We start from the raw sequence: 14,788 nt of genomic DNA, 5'->3' as shown, positions 1-14,788 counted from the left end.
TCAGGGCTCCGTGGTTGTCAGCAGCTCATATTGAATGCCGGCATGGAAGCTGTGACCGTCGCGCCTCTGTCTGAACAGTTCCGCAAGTTCACTGCTCGGGACCGGCGAACACAGCCGGTGCCCCTGGACCAGCTCACAGTTGATTGAGCGGAGAAACTGCAGCTGTTCGTCGTTTTCCACGCCGCTGGCGATCACGGTCAGGCCCATTTCCCTTGCCAGGGTTACAAGAGTGCGCACAATGGCGCAGCTGTTACGGCCCTCGGGGATGTCTTTGACCAGGCTGCGATCAATCTTGACCTGCTTGAAGGGCAGATCCCGCAGGAACCGCACGGAAGACAGCCCGCGGCCAAACCGATCCAGCACCAGTACCACGCCCAGATTGTTCAGCTCTGTCAGCACGTTCATGGCACCTTCCAGGCGTTCCGCAAGTATGGCTTCATCCACTTCGATGCGCAGCAGGCCGGGATCGATGCCTGTGTCGTCAATGATGCGGGCAAGCTGTTCGATGAGCATGGGGTGGTGGTACTGGCGTGCCGAGAGGTTGATGCTTACCGGGGTGGGACGTTCATGCATGGCCTGTACGGCCCGGGCCTGAAGGCAGGCGTTATAGTAGACCCATTCGCCGATTTCCAGCAGCTGACCCGTCTGTTCGGCCACGTCAAGAAAGTCCGCTGGCGTTTTCAGTCCATCCCTTGCATGGTGCCAGCGCAGAAGTGCCTCGAGTTCCTGGATCTGCCCGTGCTCAATATCAACGACGGGTTGATAGTACAGATCCAGTAACCCATCCCTGACCGCATCGCCCAGCTCCTGCTCGACCCGGAGTTGTTTCTGGATTTCACGGTTCATGCTCTGGTTAAAGAACTGGATGTTGTTGCGGCCTGCCTTCTTGGCCCTGTACATGGCCATATCCGCATTCTTCAGAAGCGTTTCGTAATTGAGGCCATCCTGGGGAGCCAGTGTGATCCCGAGGCTGGAGGTAATCACCAGTTCGCCCTGCTGAACGGAGACAGGATGGGTGAGTGAGGCGAGGATGTTGCGCGCCACTTTCTCGCAGCCGTCGGCTCCCTTGACCTGGTTGAGCAGTACCGCGAACTCATCACCGCCGAGGCGGGCAATAGTATCCTCGCCCCGGATAGCGTCGCGCAGGCGCTGGACCATCTCCTGGAGCAGTTCATCGCCGGCGTCGTGGCCCAGGGTGTCATTGATGCGCTTGAAATGGTCAATGTCGAGGGTAATGAGCGCGCAGGAATGGCCGTAACGCTGGCAGCGGGCCATGGCCTGGTTGCACCGGTCCTCGAACAGGCGGCGGTTGGCGGTGCCTGTCAGGGTGTCGTAATGGGCCAGGAAATGGAGCCTGTCCTGGGTCTCCCGGATCTCCGATATATCCTGTCCGATCAGAATCAGCTCGCTCTGTTCGAGATCATCCTCACCCTCCAGACGGTTGATGTTCCAGAGTACGGTATGGGGTTCGCCACTGAAATCGGCCACGCCAATTTCAATGCTCTCCCGCCACAGGGTGCTGCTTCGGATCTTGTTGATGGTCCAGGCGAAGTCATCCTGGTGGCCGGCGGGGATGAAGCTCTGGATGAAATTCCGGCCGACCGCATCATCCCGGCTGTAACCGAACAGCTCTTCGGCGGCGCCATTCCACTGGCTGACCTTGAAATCCCGGTCCAGGAGGATGATGGGGTTGCTGGTCGTTTCCAGCAGGGCACGGTAGTGTCGGGCTGAGCGCCGAAAGGAGCGTTCCGCCTGTTCGCGGACGTAGATTTCGTCCGTCAGTTCCTGGTTCCGGACCTTGAGCTCTCGGGTCCTTTCGCCCACAGCCTGCTCGAGATCCGCTTCAAGGCGCGAGCGATAGCCCAGCAGGAGACGGACATAAAGGGAGACGGCCAGCATGATCAGAAGCAGCACATGCAGGATCAGGCTGTGCTCACTGGCAATGGAGCTGGTGCTTTGCTGGATGGTGGCAAGACCGAAGAGGGTGCACAGGATCAGGGCCAGGGCGAACCAGAGGGCGGGAAAGCAGGTGGCGGCCCAGATCATGAGCGGCAGCATGAGCGCGAGCGCGCTTTCCTGATGCTGGCTCGTGAGGGCCGCAGTGGCCGCAAACCCCAGTGTCCAGAGGACCACGTGTCCGGTTGTTGTCCCCCTGTACCCGGGGGTGTTCGAAGCTCCTTCCATTTGGAACCCTTGCCTTTACCGTGGCTTTATTCCCGGACTATATCCTGTCCGCCTCCGGGTATTTCTGAACAATATGTAATAAAATGTTACGGCATGTAATCCGTAGTAACCCGCATGGACAGATCCACCGCAGTGACGTCCTTGGTCAGCACGCCAAGGGAAATGAAGTCGACGCCGGTTTCCGCGATTACCGCCAGATTCTCCTCCGTGACACCGCCTGAGGCCTCGAAGTGGACTCTGCCTGCATAGCGGGAAACCATATCCCGTGTGGCTTCCAGGGGAAACTCATCGAGCATGATGATGTCAGCGCCGGCCTCAATGGCCTCCGCCACCTCCGCGGCGGTTTCCGTCTCCACCTCAATCGGTACCCGGCTCGATTGCTTGCGGGCCTGTTCCACCGCGGCCGTGATGGAACCGCAGGCCATGATGTGGTTTTCCTTGATCAGGATGCCGTCATAGAGGCCGATGCGATGGTTGTGGCATCCGCCCTGGGTGACCGCGTATTTCTGGGCAATGCGCAGACCGGGAAGCGTCTTGCGCGTGTCGAGCAGACGGGCCTGTGTGTGGGCAACCCTGTCGGCGTACTGTCGGCATCGTGTTGCGACGCCGGATAACGTCTGCAGCCAGTTCAGAACCGTCCGCTCGGCGGTCATCAGGCTCCGGGCGGGGCCTTCGAGGCGCAGTATCACCGGATCGGACTCACTGGTGACCCACTGGCCTTCATCAATGTGCCAGTCCGCACGCAGGAGCGGATCAATCTGGCGCAGCGTTTCCTCGACCCAGGGACGCCCGGCGACGACGGCGTCATGGCGGGCGATGACCGTTGCCGAAGCCGCTCTGTCGCTGGGAATCAACGCAGCGGTAAGGTCGCCGGTGCCCTCATCCTCCGCGATGCTCGCGGCAACGTCCCGGCTGACGGCCTGACGCAGAACAGCAGGTGGAATCATGCTCATGTCTGGTCACTTTTCTCTGATTGGACGGCCCGGGAGTCTATCACAGCCGGGCGGTGACAAAAGGTGACAATCCCTGACACCCCTTGACGTCCTCCGGTTCTATGATTGAAACGTTGCAAACCATTCATCTCCGGCTCCGGGACAAAACCAGGGGTGATGCGGCAATGGGCCATTATAACGCTGGCGCCGAGGGAGGTGCTGATATGGAAACCCTGCTTCAGCTGCTTCACAACAGTGGCTCCGGGGATGGTATGGCGTCCGGCGGTTCGGGCGGTGGTGACGCCGATGTAATCAATCTGGTTTCCATGCTGTTTGACTTCATCCTGGAGGACCGCAACCTTCCCGAGACCATGAAGGCATTGATCGCGCGACTCCAGGCTCCAATGGTCAGGATTGCCCTGGTTGATCCTGAACTCTTTGAGCGTGACAGTCATCCGGCGCGCAGGCTCTTGAATGAGCTCGCGGGTGCGGCCATGATCTGGAGCGGCGATGCGTCCGCCTGCAAGGACCCGCTGTATAAGCAGATGGATGCGACAGTGAGCCGGGTCCAGAATGAGTTCTCCGATGACGTGGCGGTCCTGGAGTCGGTTCTTGATGAGTTCACCGCCTTCATGCGGAAAGACCAGCGCCGCCGTGAGCTGGTCGAGCGGCGTCTGCGTGAGGCCGAGGAAGGCCGCGCCCGGGATGAAGTGGCGCGCCGGGCCGTTAGTGCCGTGATCGAGCGCACTGTTGCGGATCACGACATTCCCGGGGGGATACAGGACTTTCTGAACAGTGGCTGGTACCGGGTCCTGAAGAGCTATCACCTGCGTGAGGGGGAGGGAGGGCCTGGCTGGCAGCACCAGTGCGACCTGACAGAGCGCCTTGTATGGACGCTCGATCCGCAGCCCTGGGTGCGCTCGACAAGGCCCACCCTGCTGCGGGAGATTCCCCGGGTCGTTTCAGGCCTGCGCGAGGGCCTGAGCGCTATTGACTGGGATCCCGTTGATATCGACAAGTGGCTGCATGAGCTCGAACTGAAGCATGTGGATGTACTGCAGCAGCTGAAAGCGGCCCCGGATGGCGGTGCCGACGATACCGGCATGGCAGAGGCATCCTCCGGGGCTGTTGAGAACACCGATGACGCTTTCAGTGTTGCCCCCGACCTCAATGTGGGGGCCTGGGTGGAGTGGCGTCCGCACGAAGGCAAGGCAGTGCGCTGCAAGCTGGCGGCGGTGATCCGCGCCACGGGCAAGTACATATTCGTGAACCGCAATGGTGCCCGTGTGGTTGAATACATGCAGGCTGAAGTGGCGCGGGCGCTTGGGGATGGGACTCTGGAACCCCTGGACGATTGCATGATTTTCGATCGCGCGCTCGAGTCGGTGATTGGCAGTCTTCGCGAGAGCAAGGCCGGATAACTCCGCGCTGCGGGCCTTGCAATTTCCGGCAGCTGTGCTTCACTGCGTGCTGTATGGGTCAGGTGGGAGCGGAACGCATTGAGCGAGGAAAAGAGCAGCGCCTTTGCCGTGAATGACGATGGATGGCTCAGGGGCGCACGTCCAGAGCCCACCGACAATGCGGACCCGCGGCCAGAGGCTGAGCCCATAACCCTGCTGGTTCTGCATAACATCAGCCTGCCGCCCGGCGAATTTGGTGGCCAGGCGATTGAGGCCTTTTTCTGCAACCGTCTGGATTGTTCCTCCCACCCCTGGTTCGAGCGTCTCCGCGAGCTGCGTGTTTCCGCTCATCTTCTGATTCGCCGGGACGGCGAGCCGGTGCAGTTCGTGCCCTTCCAGGACCGTGCGTGGCACGCTGGCCGCTCAATCTTTGAGGGCAAGCCCGAGTGCAATGACTATTCCATTGGAATTGAACTCGAGGGTACCGATGATGATCCGTACACCCCGGAGCAGTATCAGAGCCTGATCGAGATCACGCGTTCCCTGATGACCGCCTATCCTTTGATTACCCCGGACCGTATCGTCGGTCATGAGCATGTGGCACCGGAGCGCAAGACGGATCCGGGCCCGGCCTTTGACTGGGCCTACTTTCTGGATCACCTCACCGTCATGCAGCCAACGAATGATGAAGAGACCTCCTGATGCGGCTGCTGGTGATCCTGCTTGCCTGGATCCTGCGCCGCCAGCTTGATGCGCGCGGCCGGATGGACCCGGAGCAATGGCAGCGCCAGATACTGCAGCATGCCCCCAGCGACAACGGCGATGGGCGCCCCGGCCCGCTTCGCTGGGTGATTCCGGTGTACATCATTGCGGTACTGTTGATGGGTGTTGTTGCCTGGGGGTTGAGCGGTATAGCGGGCGGGCTTCTTGCCAGCCTGGTGGCCCTGGTGCTGATGGTAACTGCAACGGGGATGCCGGGATGGCGGGAACCCCTGCAGGATTACGGGGATGCCTGGAGCGACGGCGATATGCAGCGCGCCTGGCATGAGGTCAGCCATCTGCTTCCGGCTGATCAGCGTGGCGAGGCCCTTCCCCCGGATGTGCTGCATATGGAGGTCGCGACCTCACTGATCCATACCACCTTCGAGCGGTATTTCCTGACGATTTTCTGGTACGCGTTGCTTGGCCCCGCTGGACTGGTGCTGATTCTGGGTGCGCTGGCGGTACGCAATCACTATCCCTCGGCCCCGGTGAGAGAGTGTTTCCGGGTGTGGGTTGAGTGGTTGTCATGGGCGCCGGCCTGGCTGTTGTCGTTCAGCTTCGGGATTGCCGGCGACCTGTCCGGCTGGCTGCACGAGCATAAACCGGAAAGTCGCCCTTCGGGCGAGTCCGCGCGGCACTGGCTGGTTCGATCGGCCAGTGGTGCCCTCTCCAGCTATGCGCTGGATCCGCACCGGTTTGAGAAGTACCACCCGGAGGCCTGGCCCGATTTCGGCACTCGCAGTCTCCTCGCCGTCAGGAACCTGCTGAACCGCAGTATGTTTGTCTGGCTGGCGTTGCTGGCGGTTCTGGCCATCATGGGCCTGTTGCCCTGACAAAGGGTGTTACGTCACCCACTGCACCAGCCGATTGAACGCTTCAGGGTTTGGGCTGGCTCATGCTCTGATCCCACAGCACTTCCTGCGCGCCATTCCGGCGCGCCAATACCCTCGATGCGACGAACAGAAAGTCTGACAGCCGGTTCAGGTAGTGGCGTGCGTCCGGGTTGATGGATTCCTCGTGGCCCATGGCAACGGTAACGCGCTCGGCCCGCCGGCTGACGGCGCGTGCCATGTGGCACTGGGCGGCGGCCATGGATCCGCCGGGGAGGATGAAGTTCTTCAGCGGTGGGAGATCTTCGTTCCATTCATCGAGTGTGTTTTCGAGCCATTCGATATGGGTGTTGTTGACGACCTTGCTGCCGGGGATGGCGAATTCGCCGCCGATGTCGAAGAGGTGGTGCTGGACCTGCTGGAGTACGGGGCGCAGGGGGTCGTCGGTGGTGAGGGTTTCGATCAGGATGCCGGTCTGGGCATTGAGTTCGTCCATGGTGCCCATGGCTTCGATGCGCAGGCTGTTTTTGGCGATTCGGCCGCCGTCGGCGAGGCCGGTGGTGCCGTCGTCGCCGGTGCGGGTGTAGATTTTGGAGAGGCGGTTTCCCATCGCTGGTTCCTCATGATTGTGGAAGGGAAGCTGTTTGGTGCCGGGTGAAGGGGCGGGCGCAGCTAATCGGGACACGCCGTGAATACGTCCCTGTAGGCTCCCTTCGGCCATCCATGGCCTCAGAGGGTCCCGCTTAGCTGCGCCTGCCCCTTCACCTTCCTGCATCGTGCCCGTCGCTGACTGAGCTGATGGACTAACCATACGCTGGGTCAGAGGGCGCGGATTTTCTCCAGTTGGTCGTCCAGGCGCTCGCGGTGGTTGCGGGCGTCCTGGAGTTTGTGGCGTTCTTTTTCGACCACCTCTTCCGGGGCTTTCTGGATGAAGCCGTCGTTGCTGAGTTTGCCGTCGAGTCGGGTGATTTCCTTGTCGAGTTTTTCCACTTCCTTCGAGAGGCGTGCGATCTCTTCATCTTTGTCGATGAGGTTGGCCATGGGGACCAGGACTTCCATGTCGCCGACCAGTTGGGTGGCGGACAGGGGAGCTTCCTGGCCGTCTAGCCACTCGATGCTTTCCGCTTTTGCCAGGGAGGCCAGGAAGGTGCGGTTGGCTTCGAGGCGTTTGCGGTCGCGTTCCTGGCCGTTGCGGCAGAGTACGGGCAGGGCCTTGGCCGGGGAGATGTTCATTTCGCCGCGGATGTTGCGCACGGCTTCGACGACGCCCTTGACCCATTCCGCGTCCGACTCGGCTTCTGCGTCTTTCAGGTCCGGGTTGGGTTCCGGATAGGGCTGGAGCATGACGGTTTCGCCGGAGACGCCGGCCAGGGGGGCGACGCGTTGCCAGATTTCTTCGGTGATGAAGGGCATGAGCGGGTGGGCCAGGCGCAGGACGGTTTCGAGTACCTGGACCAGGGTGCGTCTTGTGCCGCGTTTGCGCTCGGGAGTTTCGTTGTCGTCGTAGAGGACCGGCTTGGACAGTTCCAGGTACCAGTCGCAGTATTCGTTCCAAAGGAACTCGTAGACCGTGTGGGCGATGCGGTCGAAGCGGTACTGGTCGAAGTGGCTGTTGGTTTCCTCGATGCAGGTCTGGAGCCGGCTCAGGATCCAGCGGTCGGCCAGGGAGAGTTCGATGGGCTCGCTGCCCACGCCGCAGTCCTCGCCCTCGGTGTTCATCAGCACGTAACGGGCGGCGTTCCAGAGCTTGTTGCAGAAATTGCGGTAGCCCTCAAGGCGTTTCATGTCCCAGTTGATGTCGCGGCCGGTGGACGCCAGTGCCGCCAGGGTGAAGCGCAGGGCGTCGGTGCCGTGGGGCTGGATGCCTTCCGGGAACTCCTTGCGGGTGTTCTTCGCGATCTTCTCGGCCAGCTGGGGCTGCATGAGGTTGGCGGTGCGCTTGGCGACCAGGTCCTCGCAGCTGATGCCGTCGATCATGTCCATGGGATCCAGGACGTTGCCCTTGGACTTGGACATCTTGTCGCCGTGCTCGTCCCGGATCAGGCCGGTGACGTAGACGTCCTTGAAGGGCACCTGGGGCGTGCCGTCCTCATCCTTCATGAACTGGAGCGTCATCATGATCATGCGCGCGACCCAGAAGAAGATGATGTCGAAACCGGTGACCAGCACACTCGTCGGGTGGAAGGTGCGCAGGCGCTCGGTGTCTTCCGGCCAGCCGAGGGTGCCGAAGGTCCAGAGGGCGGAGCTGAACCAGGTGTCGAGGACGTCCTCGTCCTGTTCCAGTGACAGGTCCGCGGACAGGCTGTATTTATCGCGCACTTCGGCTTCGTTGCGGCCCACGTAGACATTGCCCTCGGCGTCGTACCAGGCGGGAATCCGGTGGCCCCACCAGAGCTGGCGGGAGATGCACCACTCCTGGATCTCGCGCATCCAGGCGAAGTACATGTTGGCGTACTGCTCGGGCACGAACCGGATGTCGCCGTTTTCCACGGCCTTGATCGCCGGTTCCGCCAGTGGCTTGGTGGCGACGAACCACTGGTCAGTGAGCAGGGGTTCGATGATCAGGCCGGAGCGGTCGCCGCGCGGTACCTTGAGGGTGTGCTTCTCGGTCTGGTGCAGCAGGCCTTCGGCTTCGAGGTCTGCAAGGATGCGCTCGCGGGCATCGAAGCGGTTCAGGCCCGCGTAGGCGGCGGGCATGCTGCCATCAACCTCATGGTTGGGCGTGCCGTCCGCGTTGAAGACTTCGGCGGTTTCCCGGATGGCGGCATCGGGGGTCAGGATGTTGATCAGCGTCAGTTTCTGGCGCTGGCCCACGGCGTAGTCGTTAAAGTCGTGGGCGGGGGTGATCTTGACGCAGCCGCTGCCCATGGTCGGGTCGGCGTGCTCGTCGGCAACCACGGGGATTTCCCGGTTCACCAGGGGCAGGCGTACGCTGCTGCCGATCAGGTGCTGGTACCGTTCATCCTCGGGGTTCACGGCCACGGCGGTGTCGCCGAGCATGGTTTCCGGGCGGGTGGTGGCCACTACCAGGTAGTCCTTGCCTTCGGTGGTGGTCTGGCCGTTCATCAGCGGGTAGCGGAAGTGCCAGAAGTGGCCGTTTTCTTCCACGTTCTCCACTTCCAGGTCGGAGATGGCGGTGTGCAGCTTCGGGTCCCAGTTGACCAGGCGCTTGCCGCGGTAGATGAGGCCTTCATCATGGAGCTGCACGAAGACTTCCTGAACCGCTTTGTAGAAGCCGTCGTCCATGGTGAAGCGTTCGTGGTCCCAGTCCACGGAGGTGCCCAGGCGCCGCATCTGGCTGGTAATGGTGCCGCCGGATTGTTCCTTCCATTCCCAGACTTTGTCCAGGAAGCCTTCCCGGCCCAGGTCGTGGCGGGTCTTGCCTTCGTCGTTGGCCAGGTTGCGTTCGACCACCATCTGGGTGGCGATGCCGGCGTGGTCGCTGCCTACCTGCCAGAGGGTGTTGTCGCCTTTCATGCGGCGGTGGCGGATGAGGGCGTCCATCAGGGTGTGCTGGAATGCGTGGCCCATGTGCAGGCTGCCGGTGACGTTGGGCGGCGGGATCATGATGCAGAAGGGGTCGCCTTCGCCTTTGGGGGCGAAGTAGCCGCGCTCTTCCCAGGTCTGGTACCACTGGTTTTCGATTTTTTCCGGCTGGTAGGTCTTGTCCATGCTTGTTGTGCCTGGCATCTGGTTTTGGGTTCGGGTTTTCGAGACTTGATTTGGGGGTTGATTATACATGGTGCTGGGGGTGCGGCGAAGTTTGTGGTTTGATCCGGTTTTCTTGAACTGATGGGTTCGTGCCGGGGGATCAGGTGGGCATCGTTTCCGGGAACCGCCAACAAGTACGTCCCTGTAGGCTGCCCTCCGCCATCCATGGCTCCGGAGCTTCCCGGAAACGATGCCCACCTGATCCCCTTCAGGGTTTTGGGGTTACCCAGATCGCTGGTCGTGAACCTGGGGGGTTACTCCGAGATCTTTCAGCTGTCGGTATTGGTTTCTTGCCTGTTGGAGGCTGTCGTCATCGTTGCTCGCGATGAGTGCCAGGCGTTTGAATTGTTCGGCTGCTGTCGGCAGCCGGGTTGAGAGGACGATTAGGGTGTCCCAGTCCTGGGGGGATGGGTCGCAGGTTAGGGCAGCCACCTTGGTCGACGGGGTCTGGTCGTTGGTGGTGATGATTTCGTGGGGCAGGAATGCGTCTGGGCGGAAGGTCCAGAGGGTGTGGTCGAGTTGTTCGGCGTCCTCTTCGTTGTTGCACAGCAGGCCGACGCGGTCGCCTTCCTGCCAGGCTTTTTCGGCCAGGCGGGCGGCGTGGTGGTATCGGGCTTCGGGGCCCGAGCGTTTGAGGATGTGGAACCAGTAGCGGCTGGGGTCGGTCATGTCAGGCGGTTCCGGTGCGTTTGAGGAGGTAGTCGAGCAGCAGGGGCACGGGGCGGCCGGTGGCGCCTTTTTCGGTGCCGCTGAGCCAGGCGGTTCCGGCGATGTCGAGGTGGGCCCAGGAGTAGTCCTCGGCGAAACGGCTGAGGAAGCAGCCGGCGGTTATGGTGCCGGCGGCGCGGCCGCCGACGTTCTGCATGTCGGCGAAGTTGGAGTCGAGCAGTTTCTGGTATTCCTTCCACAGGGGCAGCTGCCAGGCGCGGTCGCCGCTGCGCTGGCTGCTTTCCAGCAGTGATTCCACCAGGGCGTCGTCGTTGCCCATGACGGCGCTGGCCTGGTCGCCCAGGGCGATGATGCAGGCGCCGGTGAGGGTGGCCATGTCGATGACGTTGGCGGGGCTGTAGCGCGCCACGTAGGTGAGGGCGTCGCACAGGGCCATGCGGCCTTCGGCGTCGGTGTTGATGACTTCGATGGTCTGGCCGGACATGGAGGTGACGATGTCTCCGGGTCTTGTGGCGTTGTGGCCGGGCATGTTCTCGGCGGCGGCGATGACGCCGATGATGTTCGCCTTTGGTCTGAGTCGCGCCACGCTGGTCATGGCGCCGAATACGCCGGAGGCGCCACTCATGTCGTACTTCATCTCGTCCATCTGGGCGGCCGGCTTAAGGCTGATGCCGCCGGTGTCGAAGGTGATGCCCTTGCCGACCAGGACCTCGGGCGGCGCGTTCGGGTCGTCCGCGCCCTGGTAGTGCATCAGGATGAGTCGGGCGGGCTGCTCGCTGCCCCGGGAGACCGCCAGCAATGCTCCCATCCCGAGGTCTTCCATGGCGGGCTCGTCCAGGACCTCGGTGCGTATATGCGGCGCTTCCCGGGACAGTTTCTTCGCCTGTTCCGCGAGCCAGACGGGCGTGCAGATGTTGGGTGGTGTATTGCCCAGTGTTTTCGCGGCGTTCATGCCATCGCCAATGGCGGCGCCGGTTTCAAGCGCCCGGTTGTGGCTCTCTTCCATGCTGCTGGCTGCGACAGTCACGGTGGCGAGGGCTTTTTCCGCGCCCTTGTCACTCTTGAAATCGACAAACCGGTAAAAGGCGTCCTCAAAGGAACGAGCGGTCACCTCGATCCGCCAGGGCTCGTCCGTTCCCGGAACAGGGAGGTCCTTGAGGCCGACGAGGGCGGTTTGCGCACTGGATGTTGCAAGCCGTGTGGCGGCTGCAACCAGGCAGCGGGCAAACACAACCGGCGTCAGGTCCCCGGGCTTGCCGGTACCCAGCAGCAGGAGACGCTTCCACGGACCCTGGTTACGCAGCGGGTACAGCTCGGTTGTTGCTGTGCTGCCTTTGATGTCACCGTTGTCACGCAATTCCGAGATAAGGCCCCCGGTTGCCCTGTCCGCTTCGCGTGTCGACTCGGGGAGTGCGCCGGATTCGGGAACGGCCACCACCAGGCAGTCGCTGGGTGTGTCGGCAAGGGCGCTGTCTGTAAGCGTGTAGTTCATCGGTGCTCCGTTATGCGTCTTCCGCTGTCATTGGGGGAACAGGTTAACTAGAATAGCCTGTCCTGTCAGGCGAAGGAAAAATCAGGGAATTCTGTGTTCATAATATTCCGTTACCTCGGTCGCCAGGTCCTGACCACCATGCTTGCCGTGGCGCTGGTGCTGCTGCTGGTGTTCATGAGCGGGCGCTTCCTGCAGTATCTCGCCGCTGCCGCCCGGGGTGAATTCGCCGCGGGTGTGCTCTTTATCATCATGGGGTACCGGTTGCCCGAGTTCCTGGAGCTGATCCTGCCCCTGAGCTTTTTCCTGGCGATACTCCTGACCTACGGGCGCATGTACCAGGAAAGTGAAATGACAGTCCTCACCGCCTGCGGGGTGAGTGAACGCCAGGTGCTATTCCTCACGCTCGGGCCAGGGCTGCTGGTCACCGCGGTCGTGGCATCCATGAGTCTCTGGCTGACGCCGGCCGGCGTGCAGCAGGTTGATCGCATCTTTACCGAGCAGGCCAGCAAGACCGGTTTTGAGATGCTGGCGCCCGGGCGCTTCCAGAGCATCGGTTCCGATGAGCGGGTGGTCTATACGGAGGCGCTGTCACGGAACAAGCAGGAGCTGGAGAATGTCTTCATTGCCCATGGAAGTGAGGGCAGCGGGCGCATGAGCCTGATGATGGCGGACCGCGGCACCCAGGTCATCGACGAACAGGCGGAGGGGCGTTTCCTGGTGCTGCACCAGGGCGCCCGGTTTGAGGGGCGTCCGGGGCAGGCGGATTTTGATGTCACCACCTTTGAAAGCTATGGCACCCGCATTGAAACGCCTCCGGATGCGCGCCCCCGGCAGTCCAAGGAGGCGGTCGGAACGGGGCAGTTGCTGGATTCTGAAAAAGCCGAACAACGGGCCATGCTGCACTGGCGCGTGGCCCTGCCCGTACTGGTCCCCGTCATCACACTGCTTGCGGTTCCCCTGAGCCGGGTCAATCCCAGGCAGGGGCGGTTCTTCCACCTGCTGCCGGCAATGGTTATCTATATCAGTTACCTGGGGCTCCTGATTGTTGGGCGGGATGCAATCGCCAGCGCATCGATTCCGGGCTGGCTCGGTCTCTGGTGGGTGCATGGCGGCTATCTGCTGCTGGCGGTTGTGTTGCTGTTCTGGCCGGACTGGCGACTGCGGCAGAGGGGGCGGCACGATGCGGCTGATTGACCGGTATGTGATGCGGGCGGTGTCGGCCTCGATTCTGCTGATACTGCTGGTGATCCTCGCGCTTGATTTCGTGTTCGCCTACATCGCCGAACTCGAGGATGCCGCGAACGACTATCAGGCCCTGGAAGCCCTGATGTTCATGCTCTACACACTGCCACGGCGCCTCTACGACTTTCTTCCATTGGCCGCCTTTATGGGCGTGCTGATTGGGCTGGGGCAGTTGGCCAACAATTCCGAGCTGGTGGTGATTCGCGCGGCCGGGGTTTCGCTGGCGCGGGTTACCTGGTCCGCCATGAAGCCGGCGCTGGTTGTGGTGGTTATCAGTCTTGCCATCGGGGATTTCGTGGCGCCGGTTACCGAGCGCATTGCCCAGAGCGAGAAAGCGGTAGCCCGCTATGGCGGTGATTCCGCGGCGGCGAGTCAGGGCTTCTGGCACCGCGAAGGCGACGTGTTCATGCATTTCAACACGGTGCGCTCCAACGGCGAACTGCACGGGGTCTCGCTCTTCCGGTTCGAGGACAACTGGCTTCAGGAGGCTTTGTTCGCTGCGCGTGGCGAGTATCGGGAGGATCACTGGGTGCTCCACGACGTCACCCTGTCGGAACTGTCCCGGCACCAGATCTCAACAGAACAGATGGATCGCTTCGAGTGGGAAAATCAACTCTCTCCGGATGTGCTCAGTGTGCTGATTGTTGAGCCGGACCGGCTGGCGATTCACGGGCTCTACACCTACGCCAGCTACATGGAGAGCCAGGGCCTCAATGCCAGCGATTACTGGCTGGCGTTCTGGAAGAAGGTGCTCCAGCCGCTGGGGACTGCGGCGATGGTGCTGATGGCGATCTCCTTTGTCTTCGGGCCCCTCCGCGAGGCCACCATGGGCGGGCGGATATTCACCGGGCTTATTGCCGGGCTCGGGTTCAAGTACACCCAGGATCTGCTGGGCCCCATGAGCCTGGTCTACGGCTTCAATCCGGCGCTCGCGACCCTGGTGCCGATCGTTATTGCCGGAACCATTGGCGCGGTGCTGCTCAGGCGCGCGGGCTGACGAGAACAGTGACACTGTCGGAGGCGAGGTCGGTCCACGACCTGCGTCCCGTATCGAACCACTGCCACAGGTAGCCGAGCCCCAGGGCCAGCCAGCTCAGGATCCCAACCAACACCCGCATGAAGGCCTGCAGCCAGGTGATGGGCGAGCCGTCCTCGTTCTGGATGCGGATCTTCCATGCCTGCATACCCAGTGTCTGGCCCCGGCGGCGCCAGAAGAAGCCGAAAAACCCCCAGAGGCTCGCCACCAGCAGCACGGTAAGCACCGGGTCGTAGCTGATCGCCGTGTTCGCCTCAAGCATTTCTGCGTAGCGGTCGGCGCCCAGCAGCTCGAGATGGATCAGGAGCTTGTGAAGGCCCGTATACAGACCCGTTACCACCAGCAACAGGGCAATGCACAGCAGGCCGTCGTAGAGCATGGCGGCAAGCCGGCGCAGCAGGGGGGCGGGGCGGAGTTCGCTGCTCTTTTCAAACCGAGTCGACATCGATGGGTTCCGGTCCTGTTCGTGACTTTGGCCGGCGGTATTGTACGCGCTCCACCGACAGGGGGCGACTGCCACCGGAATCAGT

The 14,788-nt window shown here is 62.1% G+C and carries 12 protein-coding genes; 5 read left to right on the top strand and 7 right to left on the bottom strand.

Annotated features, from left to right (window positions below):
- Both DES49_RS04300 and nadC read right to left on the bottom strand, forming a co-directional pair.
- A complete protein-coding gene (locus DES49_RS04300; protein WP_133735161.1) occupies window positions 1–2,184 on the bottom strand; it encodes a putative bifunctional diguanylate cyclase/phosphodiesterase in 2,184 nt (727 codons plus the stop codon).
- 86 nt (window positions 2,185–2,270) lie between these two features.
- The gene (gene nadC, locus DES49_RS04295) at window positions 2,271–3,131 is read right to left on the bottom strand and encodes a carboxylating nicotinate-nucleotide diphosphorylase (protein ID WP_133735674.1); all 861 of its coding nucleotides are present in this window, start codon (window positions 3,129–3,131) and stop codon (window positions 2,271–2,273) included.
- Between the two features lie 107 nt (window positions 3,132–3,238).
- On the opposite strand from nadC, the gene DES49_RS04290 reads away from it, so the two are divergent.
- From DES49_RS04290 to DES49_RS04280, 3 genes are all read left to right on the top strand, one after another.
- Complete coding sequence (locus tag DES49_RS04290; RefSeq protein WP_133735160.1) at window positions 3,239–4,537, top strand: DUF1631 family protein; 1,299 nt, start codon at window positions 3,239–3,241, stop codon at window positions 4,535–4,537.
- A gap of 78 nt (window positions 4,538–4,615) precedes the next feature.
- On the top strand, window positions 4,616–5,218 hold the full coding sequence (ampD, locus tag DES49_RS04285; RefSeq protein ID WP_133735159.1) for a 1,6-anhydro-N-acetylmuramyl-L-alanine amidase AmpD: 603 nt from the start codon (window positions 4,616–4,618) through the stop codon (window positions 5,216–5,218).
- Window positions 5,218–6,111, top strand: coding sequence for a histidine kinase (locus DES49_RS04280; RefSeq protein ID WP_133735158.1), 894 nt, complete (start codon window positions 5,218–5,220; stop codon window positions 6,109–6,111). The genes ampD and DES49_RS04280 overlap by 1 nt, the downstream gene beginning before the upstream one ends.
- 43 nt (window positions 6,112–6,154) lie before the next feature.
- On the opposite strand, the gene DES49_RS04275 is transcribed toward DES49_RS04280, so the two are convergent.
- The 4 genes from DES49_RS04275 to DES49_RS04260 form a co-directional block, all read right to left on the bottom strand.
- A complete protein-coding gene (locus DES49_RS04275) occupies window positions 6,155–6,718 on the bottom strand; it encodes a cob(I)yrinic acid a,c-diamide adenosyltransferase (protein WP_133735157.1) in 564 nt (187 codons plus the stop codon).
- Between the two features lie 209 nt (window positions 6,719–6,927).
- Window positions 6,928–9,780 carry a valine--tRNA ligase gene (locus DES49_RS04270; protein WP_133735156.1) on the bottom strand — a complete coding sequence of 951 codons (2,853 nt, stop codon included), beginning with the start codon at window positions 9,778–9,780 and terminating at the stop codon, window positions 6,928–6,930.
- 261 nt (window positions 9,781–10,041) lie between these two features.
- A complete protein-coding gene (locus DES49_RS04265; protein ID WP_133735155.1) occupies window positions 10,042–10,488 on the bottom strand; it encodes a DNA polymerase III subunit chi in 447 nt (148 codons plus the stop codon).
- 1 nt (window position 10,489) lies between these two features.
- Window positions 10,490–11,980: a leucyl aminopeptidase gene (locus DES49_RS04260; RefSeq protein ID WP_133735154.1), complete on the bottom strand. Its 1,491-nt coding sequence runs from the start codon at window positions 11,978–11,980 to the stop codon at window positions 10,490–10,492.
- Between the two features lie 93 nt (window positions 11,981–12,073).
- Here DES49_RS04260 and lptF point away from each other — a divergent pair, with 93 nt between their 5' ends.
- Both lptF and lptG read left to right on the top strand, forming a co-directional pair.
- Window positions 12,074–13,174 carry an LPS export ABC transporter permease LptF gene (gene lptF, locus DES49_RS04255; RefSeq protein ID WP_166645982.1) on the top strand — a complete coding sequence of 367 codons (1,101 nt, stop codon included), beginning with the start codon at window positions 12,074–12,076 and terminating at the stop codon, window positions 13,172–13,174.
- Window positions 13,161–14,219 (top strand): LPS export ABC transporter permease LptG, encoded by a 1,059-nt coding sequence (lptG, locus tag DES49_RS04250; RefSeq protein WP_133735153.1) that lies wholly within the window; start codon window positions 13,161–13,163, stop codon window positions 14,217–14,219. Before lptF ends, lptG begins: the two co-directional genes overlap by 14 nt.
- Here lptG and DES49_RS04245 read toward each other — a convergent pair.
- The gene (locus tag DES49_RS04245) at window positions 14,203–14,703 is read right to left on the bottom strand and encodes an RDD family protein (RefSeq protein WP_133735152.1); all 501 of its coding nucleotides are present in this window, start codon (window positions 14,701–14,703) and stop codon (window positions 14,203–14,205) included. The two genes, lptG and DES49_RS04245, sit on opposite strands and share 17 nt — an antisense overlap.
- Window positions 14,704–14,788 lie beyond the last annotated feature (85 nt).

Origin of the sequence: Halospina denitrificans, from assembly GCF_004364635.1 — a bacterium.
Classification (GTDB): Bacteria; Pseudomonadota; Gammaproteobacteria; order Pseudomonadales; family Oleiphilaceae; genus Halospina; species Halospina denitrificans.
This window is presented reverse-complemented; position numbering and strand designations above follow the sequence as displayed.